The sequence below is a fragment of the Candidatus Deferrimicrobiaceae bacterium genome, from assembly GCA_035256765.1.
GTDB lineage: Bacteria > Desulfobacterota > Deferrimicrobia > Deferrimicrobiales > Deferrimicrobiaceae > CSP1-8.
This window is the reverse complement of record DATEXR010000141.1, coordinates 1-10764: the sequence shown is the minus strand read 5'-3', so window position 1 is coordinate 10764 and position 10764 is coordinate 1. Positions and strand designations below refer to the sequence as shown.

The 10764-nt window shown below is 66.0% G+C and carries 7 protein-coding genes; 4 read left to right on the top strand and 3 right to left on the bottom strand.

From position 1 onward, the window contains the following. Window positions 1–220 precede the first annotated feature (220 nt). The 3 genes from VJ307_04895 to VJ307_04885 form a co-directional block, all read right to left on the bottom strand. Window positions 221–397 (bottom strand): hypothetical protein, encoded by a 177-nt coding sequence (locus VJ307_04895; protein HJX73475.1) that lies wholly within the window; start codon window positions 395–397, stop codon window positions 221–223. After that, entirely contained in the window at window positions 384–1604 is a 1221-nt protein-coding gene (locus VJ307_04890; GenBank protein HJX73474.1) for an IS4 family transposase, read from the bottom strand. Before VJ307_04890 ends, VJ307_04895 begins: the two co-directional genes overlap by 14 nt. A 99-nt stretch (window positions 1605–1703) precedes the next feature. Next, window positions 1704–4832 carry a PAS domain S-box protein gene (locus tag VJ307_04885; GenBank protein ID HJX73473.1) on the bottom strand — a complete coding sequence of 1043 codons (3129 nt, stop codon included), beginning with the start codon at window positions 4830–4832 and terminating at the stop codon, window positions 1704–1706. 175 nt (window positions 4833–5007) lie between these two features. Between VJ307_04885 and VJ307_04880 the strand changes: the two genes are divergently transcribed. The 4 genes from VJ307_04880 to VJ307_04865 all read left to right on the top strand — a co-directional run. Continuing rightward, the gene (locus tag VJ307_04880) at window positions 5008–7152 is read left to right on the top strand and encodes a response regulator (protein HJX73472.1); all 2145 of its coding nucleotides are present in this window, start codon (window positions 5008–5010) and stop codon (window positions 7150–7152) included. Between the two features lie 85 nt (window positions 7153–7237). Further along, window positions 7238–8059 (top strand): TRAP transporter TatT component family protein, encoded by an 822-nt coding sequence (locus VJ307_04875; GenBank protein HJX73471.1) that lies wholly within the window; start codon window positions 7238–7240, stop codon window positions 8057–8059. After that, window positions 8040–9077, top strand: coding sequence for a TRAP transporter substrate-binding protein DctP (dctP, locus tag VJ307_04870; GenBank protein HJX73470.1), 1038 nt, complete (start codon window positions 8040–8042; stop codon window positions 9075–9077). The genes VJ307_04875 and dctP overlap by 20 nt, the downstream gene beginning before the upstream one ends. Further along, a partial coding sequence (locus tag VJ307_04865; protein ID HJX73469.1) for a TRAP transporter large permease subunit occupies window positions 9074–10764 on the top strand: 1691 nt, incomplete at its 3' end. The genes dctP and VJ307_04865, both read left to right, overlap by 4 nt.

Sequence of the window (10764 nt, the reverse complement as noted above, 5' to 3'; positions counted from 1 at the left end):
GCTTTGAACAGGTCCACTGGAAGGATTAACCCGAATTTCCCACCAGGCTTCTGCTGCTGCGGCGGATACGGGCATGCCTGCTGCGTTGCGCTCGGTCGGGCTCCTCGACGTAGTGTCGACTACGTCTCCGGGGCCCTCGGTCGCGCGCCTTGCATCCACGCCCGTCTCCACCGCCTCGCGACGAACCCTGGTGAGAAATGCGGGTTAGGCGCAATACTGTTCATTTAATGATCCTGATCGCCTTGTCGATGTTGATCGGCGGGAGCGGCTTTGCGTTGCGGGGGCGAAGCGGAAAGTTGCTCATCTTGCGCTTGACGCCGCGCGGGTTGCGTCGGTTGCGGCTGGAGACGACCCGCTCCTGCAGAATTTCCTCGAGTACGCTGTCATGAAAGACCATTCGGTGCTGAGGGGGGAACGGCGTGATAGGTGGAGAGTTTGCGGCGAATAACGCGCACCGCATGCAGGAAAGAGAGGCGGTCCGGGTCTTCATCCCCTTTGAGGGCGGCTTCGTGCATGAGCCCGCGGATGGCGAAGTGAGCCAGCAAAAGCCCGTAGAACTCCTGCCGGACCAAGTCCGGCGTCTTGCTGCGCAGGACGATCCTGGCTCCCCGAAGATGGGTTTTCAGTTCATCCAGCGCCGTTTCGATCTCCCATCGCTCCTGATAAAGGGCCGCCAATTCCTGGGCGGGGGCCTGTTCGGCCTCCAGAATGCTGGTGGCCAATCGGTACATCGGTTCAGAATCGGCAACCCCTTCCAAGCGGTAGTCGATTACCCGCACCACGACCCCGTTGGTCTTGTGCCGCCCATCCCGTGCCGACGGGTAGATACGACTCAGATAGGACCCGTCGGAGAGCCTTTTTTCGCAGGAAAGGCGCAGGTTTTTCTTGATCCGCCAGAGCATATCGGCACCCGTGGAAAGCGCCTCTTGCCAGAACGTAAACCCAAAGAACTGTCGGTCGGCCAGACACAGCATGCCCTCTTGCAATCCCGGAAGCACGGTTTTGGCCAGCGTGATTTCGCCCGTCCCATAGGCGCTCACCTGGGTGCCAAACAACACGTGCGTGCCGTTTTCCACCAGCGACACGAAACGGATTTGGGGGTAGGCGCTTTTGCCGCGGGAAGCACCCGGCCGGCCGAAAGTCTCTTCATTCGCCTTCTCGTCCGCCACATCCAAGGTGCTGCCGTCCAGGCTCACCAGACGCCAATCGCGGTACCAAGCGCCTTGGGTTGCCTTCCCGGCGATCGGGCGTACGATCTCGTCATGCAGTTGCCGCAACGGCTCCCATCCCAGCCGGGTGCGCGCCTGCGAGATCCCGGACTTGCCGGCCACCTTGGCCTTGACCGACGGATCGTGCAGCCACTGCAACCCCTCCAGAAGGCATCGCAGGACCTCGCGGTAGGAAGACTGCATGTACAGCGCCAGGGCGATGACGTAGTAGATGACCACGTGGGCCGGCAAATCGCGCTGGCGAACGCTCGTTTTCCCCGTGGCGGACAACACGGATCGAATCCTCTCCTTGGGAAAGGTCTTGGCCAGCACCCCCAAGCTGATGTAATCGGTGATTCGCGCCCCCTTCGGAAGTTCCGCCGCCGTACGTGCCATGGCCTGTCCTCCTGTTCGAGTTTTGAACAGGATATCACGGCGGGGAAGTTAAGTGAACAGTATTGGGGTTAGGCGGGAGCTCCTCGCCTCCGTCCGGCGTTACGGCTCTTTCCCCCCGATGGTCCTGCGCAAGGCCGCCGCCAGGGTCCCGACCCGGTACGGCTTCTGCAGGAACCCCGCGGCCCCGGCCGAGAGAAGGGTCTGCGGCCTGCCCTCGACGGCGTATCCCGAGGAGAGCAGGACCCGGGCGGCCGGATCGATCTCCTTCAGCCGGAGGAACGTCTCCTCCCCTCCCATCCCGGGCATGATCATGTCGAGGATGACCGCCGCGATCTCCTCCTGCCTCTCCCGGAAGATCTTCACCGCCTCGAAGCCGTTCCCGGCCGTGAGGACCCGGTAGCCGAGCCTGCCGAGCATCTCCACCGCCAGCACGCGCAGCGACTCCTCGTCGTCGACGAAAAGGACCGTCTCCGTGCCCCCGGGCGCCGGCTCCTCCTTGACGGCGGGAGGCGGGGGCGGGATCTCCTTCGCCGAGGCGGGAAGCAGCATCCGGAACGTCGACCCCTTCCCCAAGGCGCTCCGGACGTCCAGGGACCCTCCGTGGTTTTTCACGATGCCGTACGCCATCGCCAGTCCCATTCCGCTCCCCTTTCCCGCCTCCTTCGTGGTAAAGAACGGCTCGAAGATGCGCGGGAGGTTTTCGGGAGGGATCCCGACGCCGGTGTCGGAGAGGGAGAGCAGGACGTACTCCCCGCGGGGCGTCCCCTCGGGGGCTCCCCCCTCCTCCCCCGAAACCTTCTCCCGGTGCGTCGCGAGCGTGAGGATTCCGCCGCGGGGCATGGCATCGCGGGCGTTGATGCACAGGTTCAGGACCGTCTGCTCCAGCTGGCCGGCGTCCCCCTCGACGGCCGGCAGGCCGCCGGCCAGCTCCGTCCGGATCTCGATCGACCGGTCGAAGGTGTGGCGGATCATGGGAACGACCTTCCCCACGACCTGGTTGAGGTCGACCGACCTCACCTCGTACTTGCCTCCCCGCGCGAATCCGAGGAGTTGGGTGGTGAGCTCGGACGCGCGCAGGCCGGCCCGTTCGATGGCGTCGACTTCTTCCGCCCCCGCATCCCCGATCCTTGTCTTGAGCAGGGAGGTGTACCCCATGATCGCCTGGATGATGTTGTTGAAGTCGTGGGCGATCCCTCCCGCGAGGGTCCCCACGGCGTCCATCTTCTGGATGTGACGCAGCTGATCCTCGAGAAGCCTCTGCTCGGTGATGTCGGTCCCGGTCCCGATCACCCAGACCACCTCGCCCCGCTCGTTCCTCGTGACCGTGTTGTTCCAGCGGATGTTCCGCTCCCCGCCGTCCCGCAGGAGCCAGGGGTTTTCATAGAAGGGGAAAATGTCCATCTCGCCCAGCCGGGAGAACGACTCCCGGATCGGGGCGATGACCCGCTCGGGCAGGAGGAAGTCCCACAGCCGTCTTCCCAGGACCTCGCTTTCCCGCCACCCGGTCACCTCCTCGCACTTCCGGTTGAAGAGAAGGATCCTTCCCTCCCGGTTGAGCACCACGATCAGGACGTTTGCGACCTCGAGGATCCGGGAGGAGAAATCCTTTTCCCTGCGAAGAGCCTCCTCGGCGTCCTTCCGCCGGGTGATGTCGGTGATCTGTCCCAATACGAGGTCCCCCGAGATCGGGAAGGCGTTGAGCCAGGCCAGGAAATACGTGCCGTCCTTCCGTTTCTGCACCACTTCCGTCTCCCGCGGCTTTCCGGTGCGCAGGACGGTTTCATAATGGATGTCCTTTCCCGGAAAGGCGGCGAGGTCGGAAACGGAGAGGCGAAGGAATTCTTCCCGAGTATACCCGTAAAGCCGCAGGCAGCCCTCGTTCACGTCGAGGAACTCTCCGTTCCTCCCCGCCGTGTTCGCGGGAGGGCCCATCTGGAACAGGAGGCGGTATTTCTCCTCGGAGGCGCGAAGGCGCGTGACCATCCGGTACTTGCCGATCGCCATCGCCATCTGGTCCGGGATGCTCCCCAGCCGCTCCACGGTGGAGAGGGAGTAGGCTCCCTTCCGGCGGCTGTTGAAGTTCAGCGTCCCCACGATCCTCTCCCCGGCGAACAGGGGGATCACGAGCCGGGACCGCATTCCCTCCCTCACGAGGACCTCGTTCTCCGCGAACGGGTCCGGGGAGGTCTCCATGTCGACGTCCACCCGCGGCATGCGGTGGGAGAGGACCCAGCCGGGGGCCGAACGTTCGAGCGGGAAGCGGATTCCGGTCCCGAAATCGGTGTGTCCCTTCGAATAGGCGCGGATGAGGATGGGGTCCTTCCCTTCTTCGAAGACGGCCACCGAAGTCCGGTCGAAATCGATCAGCTTCACCATCTGTTCCGCGATCCGCGCGTGGACCTTCCCGATGTCCCAGTCCGACGCGATGACCCGGTTCACCCGCTGGATCGTCCGAAGCCGGGTGATCACCTGCTGGAGCTTGTTCTCCAGTCCCTTCCTTTCTCCCGTCCCCTGGACGGTGACGACCATTCCCGCCGGGACGCCCCCTTCCCCGGCCACGCGGGAGAGTGTCACCCGGCAGTCGACCTCATCCCCCGGCTTCGTGCACAGGCGGGTTTCCTGGGAGACCGTTCCCCCGTTGCGCACCGTGCGGACCATGGTGTCGACGACTTCCGGGGGAGCGGGAAAGAGCCGGTGGAGGGAGGACCCGACCATCTCGGTCCGGGTCCAGCCGAAGAAGAGTTTGGAGGCGTCGTTCCACAGGCGGATCTTCCCCTCGAAGTCGGAGAAGAAGATCGGGGCCCCGGCGGTCTGCAGGGTGGAGACCCCTTCGGTCGCCTCCCTGCGGGCGGTTCGTTCCTCCTCGGAGGAGAGGGCGATTCCCGAGACCGATTCCGGGTCTCCGAGCGGGCCTCGCGATCTCGTGAGGTGCGCCCGGAACCACCGCGCCCGCCCGTCGGCGCACCGGAGGCGGAATTCCCACATCGGACATGCGCCTTCCGGGAGATCTGCGCAGAGGCGTTCCAGTTCCTCTCTTCCCTCGGGGAGCAGGCGGGAGACAAAGAGCCCCGGCTGGGCCAGAAGGTCCCGGGCCTCGAACCCGGTGAGGGCCGTAACGCCGTCCGTCACGAAGAGCAGGCCGAACGTTTTGTGCCGCAGGGTAAAGACGAATGCGGGGATGCCGGACAGAAGAGTGGTCAAAAGAGGGCTGCGGGGAAACGGGCTCATGATATCTATATATTGAATCAGGGATTTTCCCCCCGGCAACTAAAAACGGATCCCCTTGACGTGCCGCAGGCGTTTTTTCCCGGGGGCGGGAACCGATCGGTTTGTTGCCCACATTCCCCCCCCTTTCATGGATAATGGGAGAATCAGGGAAAATCCCTCGGCGGAGGAATGGGCATTGGGGGACCCGATCCCGTTTCGCGGGCGGATTCGAGACGGCGCCGAGCCGGCGGCGTTCGAGATCCCCGCCGCGGTCGTGCCGGGCATCGCCCGGATCTGCTCGCTGGGGCTCGGTATGGACGAGCTTCTCGGGGAGACGTGCCGGGTCATCGTGGGCCTGTGCGGGGTCGACGCCTGCTATCTCGTCTCGTACCGGGAGAGGGACGGAGGCGCGGCGGTCCACCACTTCGCCGGTTCCGGGGATTGGCCGGACCTGCGGGCGGTGTACGGCCCGGACCCCCGCTGGGATGCCGCGCTCGGGAATCTGCGCGACCACGGGATCCTGGCGGCGGACGACATCCTGTCCCTGCCTCCGGATGACCCGGTCCGGGTCCTCCATGAACCGCACTCCGTGCGGTCCCTCCTTCTCGCCCCGCTGAAGTTCGGCACCGGCCTCGTCGGCCTGCTCGCCCTCCACGGGTATGGCGCTCCCCGGAAATGGGAGGAAGAGGATTCTCGCATCGCGGGGTCCGTCGCTTCCATTCTCTCCGCGGCCCTCGAGCGCCGGAGGGTGGAGGAGAGGCTGCGGGTCTCCGAGGCGCGCTACCGTTTCCTCGCGGACCATGCCCTCGACTTCATCTCCCTGATCGACGCGTCCGGGAAGGTTCTCTTCGCGAGCCCCTCGGCGCACCGGATGCTCGGATACCGGCCGGAGGAGATGGTCGGCCGCGGGAGCGAGAGCTTCCTTCCATCGGAGGACCGGGAAGGGATGGGCGAGGCGGTCCGCCGTCTTGTTGCCGGGGAAACCCCCTCGGTGACGATGCAGCACCGCCTCCGGAAGAAGGACGGAGGATTCGCGGAGGTGGAGACGGTCTCCTCGGCCGTGCCGGGGAGCCCCGGGGAGGCCCCTCGGGTCCTCCGGATCTCGAGGGACATCACGCAGCGAAACGCGATGGAAAGCCGCCTCTTCGAGAGCCAGAAAATGGAGACGATCGGGATGCTGGCGGGGGGGGTGGCCCACGAATTCAACAATCTGCTCCTGGGGATCACCGGGACGGCGGAAATGCTCTCCTTGCTGCTCGCGGGGAACGAAGAGGCGGCCGGATATCTTGCCATCATCGACCGGATGGGAAGCCGGGCGGCCGAACTCACCCGGCAACTGCTGGCGTACTCCGGCCAGGGGAAACACAGATCGGAGCTCCTGTCGATCAACCGGATCGTCGAGGAGCAGGTCCCGGTGCTCCGGACGGCCCTTCCCCCGTCGGTGGAGGTGGCCCTCGGTCTTGCCCGGGAGGTTCCCCCGGTCCTCGCGGATGTCCTCCAGATGAAGCAGGTGGTCATGAGCCTGTGCCTGAACGCGGCGGAGGCGATGCCCGACGGAGGGGTTCTCACCCTCCGGACCCGGACGGAGGAAAATCCCCCCGACGGCCCCTCCCGCGGGGAATCCGGCGGAAACCGGGCGGAACGGACGGTCGGCTCCGGAGGGTTTTCTCCGGAGGCGGGGACGAGGACGGTGCTCGAGGTGTCGGACACGGGGTCCGGCATGGATGCGGAAACGGTGTCGCGGATCTTCGAGCCGTTCTTCTCGACGAAGTTCATCGGCCGCGGCCTGGGGCTGGCGGCGGTCCGCGGCATCCTGGAGGGGCATGGGGGGTCGATCCGGGTGACCTCGGAAGCGGGCAAGGGGACGACGTTCACCCTCTCGTTCCCCGCGGTGGACGGGGAGGCCCCCGCGGTGGAGAGGAAGGAGACGTTTCCCGTGTGCGGGACGGGAACCATCCTGGTCGCCGACGACGAGGAGGACGTGAGGGCGATGGTCCGCGCCATGCTGGAGTCGTTCGGATACCGCGTTCTGGAGGCCCGTGACGGAAAGGAGGCGGTCGACCTTTACCGGGAGCGGAACGGCCGGATCGACCTCGTCCTGCTCGACATGATGATGCCGCGGATGACGGGGGAACAGGCGTTTGCCGAGATTCGACGGATCTCCCCCTCCGCCCGAGCCGTTCTGGCCAGCGGGTACGACGACAGGGGGAGGATCGCGGAAGTCCTGGCCTCGGGGTTTTCGGGGTTTCTCCAGAAGCCGTTCCGTCGCCGGGAGCTGGGCCAGAAGGTGAGCGAGGCGCTGGGAATCGCGGTCCCGGAGGAGGCATCCAACGGAATATAGGTTTTGCGCGCTCCCGACGCTGCTCGCCCTGCTCCTCGGGGTGGCGTCCGGGGGGTGTTCCCCCCGGGCCTACGTCGTTTCGCGGGTGGCGAATGTCATGTCGTCCGGAGGGCAGATCTTCAGCGCCGACGACGACCCGGAGCTTGTGCGGGAGGCCGCTCCTTTCGCGCTCAAGGCGGAGGAATACGTTCTCGCGCAGGAGCCCGCCCACCGGGGGTTGCTCCTCTCCCTCGTCCGGGGGTTCGCGCAATACGCTTCGGCGTTCGTCCTGCAGGACGCGTTGGAAGAGACGGACAGGGAGCGGGGGGACGCAGGCAGGGAACGGTCGAAGCGCCTCCTCCTGCGGGCGAAGGGGTACGGCATGAGAGGTCTCGAGGCCGCGCACCCCGGTTTCGGGAAACGGCTGGGAACGGACCCGAAGGGCGCGGCCGCGACGGCCGGCCGGGAGGACGTCCCTCTGCTTTTCTGGACCGCTGCCTCCTGGAGCCTTGCGATCTCCCTCTCGGGGGCCGACCCTTCCATGCTCGCGGACCTTCCCCGGTGCGAATCGCTCATGCGCCGCGCCCTTGCGCTGCAGGAGGATTACGATCACGGGGCGATTCACGAATACTTCATCGCGTTCGAAGGGGGGCGCCCCGAGGCGATGGGGGGGGGCCTGGCCGAGGCGAAACGGCATTTCGAGCGCGCGATGGAACTCGGCGGCGGGAAGCGGATCTCCCCCCTGGTGACATTCGCCGAGACGGTTTCCGTGAGAACGCAGAACCGGGAGGAGTTCCGGGGGCTTCTTTCCCGGGCGCTCGCCTTTGACGTGCGGGGGGAGGCCCCGGAGTTCCGGCTCGCCAATCTCCTGGCGCAGCGCAAGGCGAGATGGCTCGAAGGGAGGGGGGATGATCTCTTTCTGGAGTAGGGCGGCGGGGGCCGCGGTTCTGCTGTTCCTCGTCTCTTTCCGCGCCGCGGCGTACGCCGGGCCCACGGTGATCAAGATGGCGACCCTCGCCCCGGAGGGGTCGTCGTGGCACCGCGTCCTGCGGGAGATGGGGGAGGAATGGGGAAAAGTCTCCGGGGGAGAGGTCATCCTGCGCATCTATCCCGGAGGAGTGGTAGGGGACGAGGATGCGATGCTCCGAAAGATGCGGGTGGGGCAGCTGCAGGCCACGGCGATCACGGGCATGGGACTTGCCTTCCTCGACCGTTCCTTCTACGGCCTGCACGTGCCGATGATGTACGCCTCCGAGGAGGAGTTCGACTACGTCCGCGACCGTCTCTCCCCTCTGCTGGAGAAGCGCCTCGAGGAGAAGGGATACATCGTCCTCAACTGGGGGGACGCGGGATGGGTCCACTTCTTCGCACGGGAGCCGTTCACGCATCCCGCGGAAATGAAGGCGATGAAGCTGTATATCGGCGCCGGGGACGTCCCCCTCACGCAGCTGTACAAGGAAGCGGGGTTCCGTCCCGTGCCGATTTCGGTGGTGGACATCCTTCCCGGCCTGCAGACGGGGCTGATCGACGCCTTCAACGCGACGCCCCTTGCCGCGCTGGCCTTCCAGTGGTTCGCCCTCGCCCCGAACATGGCCGACCTCAAGTGGGCGCCGCTTACCGGCGCCACGATCATCGACAAGAGGGCCTGGGAGAAGATCCCCAAGGAGGTAAGGCCGAAGATCCTGGAGGTGTCCCGGAGCGCCAGCGAGCGCCTCCGGCGCGAGATCCGCAACCTGAACGAGCAAGCGATGAAGGCGATGGTGAATAACGGACTGAAGATCACTCATGTTTCTCCTTCGGTCGAGGCGGAGTGGCGGAAAATCGTCGAGGACATTTACCCGCAGATCCGGGGGAAGATCATCCCTGCCGACGTTTTCGATGCGGTGCGGAAGTACCGGGACGAATTCCGCAGTTCCGCGGGCCCGGGAAGGGCGATGACCCGGTGAACCCGGAGAAAGGGGGCGTTTCGGTGCCTCCGGCGGGGAAGGCCGAAGGCACGCCTCTTCGGGAAACAGGGGGGATCGTTTTCCTGCGCAGGGCGGAAAACGCGGTGTCCGTCGCGATCCTCTGTGCGATGGCTCTCCTGCCGATCCTGGAGATCGTCGGCAGATGGCTCTGGCGGACCGGGATCCCCGGCTCGACGACGCTCGTCCAGCACGGGACTCTCTGGATCGGGTTTCTGGGGGGAGCGATCGCCGCTCGGGACGGGCGTCTTCTGTCCATCGGGGCGGTCACGGGATGGTTCCCGGAGGTCTTCCGGAAGCCGGCGTCGGTCTTCACCGCGTCCGTTTCCGCGTCCGTTTCTCTCCTCCTCGGTTACGCGGGGTTCACCCTCGTCAGGATCGAGTGGGCCGACGGCAGGTATCTTCTCCCCTTGCTGCCCGTCTGGCTGGCCGAGGCGGCGATCCCCCTGGGGTTCGCCCTGGTCGCATGGCGGCTCGTTCGGCTTTCCTCCGATACCTGGGGGGGGCGGACGGTGACGGCCGCTCTCGCGGTGGCAGGCGCCCTCGCCGTCTCGTCCGACCTTTTGTCCCGGGGCGCCCCCTTCGCGGCCTCCCTCATCGTCCTCGCCGCGGCCGTGTTCCTCGGCGCTCCCCTGTTCGCCGCCCTGGGAGGCTTGGCAGTCCTCCTCTTCCGGTATTCCCAGGTCCCTCTCGCCTCCATCCCGGTGGAGATGTACCGGCTGGTGACCTCCCCGACGCTGGCCACAATCCCCCTGTTCACCTTCGCGGGGTACATCCTCACGGCAGGCAACTCCTCCCAACGCCTCGTCCGGCTCTTCCGCGCGATGTTGGGCTGGATGCCCGGCGCGATCGCCGTGGTCACGGTGCTCGTCTGCACGTTCTTCACGACGTTTACCGGCGCATCGGGCGTGACGATCGTCGCGCTGGGAGGGATACTGCTGCCGGCTCTTCTCGCGGAGGGATACCCCGAGAGGTTCTCTTTCGGGCTCCTCACGGCCTCGGGGTCGCTCGGGCTCCTCTTCCCGCCGTGCCTGCCGGTGATCCTGTACGCGGTGGTGGGGGGGATCCCGGTGGACAAGATGTTTCTCGGCGGGTTTCTTCCGGGGGTCCTGCTCGTCCTGCTCATGACCGGGTGGGGTGTGCGGACGGGGGTCCTCTCGGGCGCGAGGCGCACCCCCTTTTCGCTGGCGGAGCTTGGCGGGGCGGTGTGGGAGGCGAAATGGGACATCCTTCTTCCGGTGATCGTTCTTCTGGGGATCTTCGGCGGGTTCGCCACGACTGTGGAAGCGGCCGCGATGACGGTCCTGTACGCCTTCTGCGTCGAGGTGTTCGTTCACCGCGACGTCGGGTTGCGCAGACAGTTTCCCGAGGCGGGGACGGAGTCCGCGTGCCTCGTGGGGGGATTCCTCCTCCTCCTCGCGGCGGCGACGGGTCTCACGGGATACCTGATCGACGCGGGGGTGCCGCAGACGATCTTCCAGTGGGTCCGCCAGACGATCCACTCCCGGTTCGTCTTCCTCCTCATCCTGAACGTGTTTCTGCTTGTCGTCGGGTCCTTCATGCACATTTTCTCGGCGATCGTCGTCGTCGTTCCGATCATCGCCCCCCTTGCGACGGCATTCGACGTCCACCCGGTGCATCTCGGGATCATCTTCCTCGCGAATCTCGA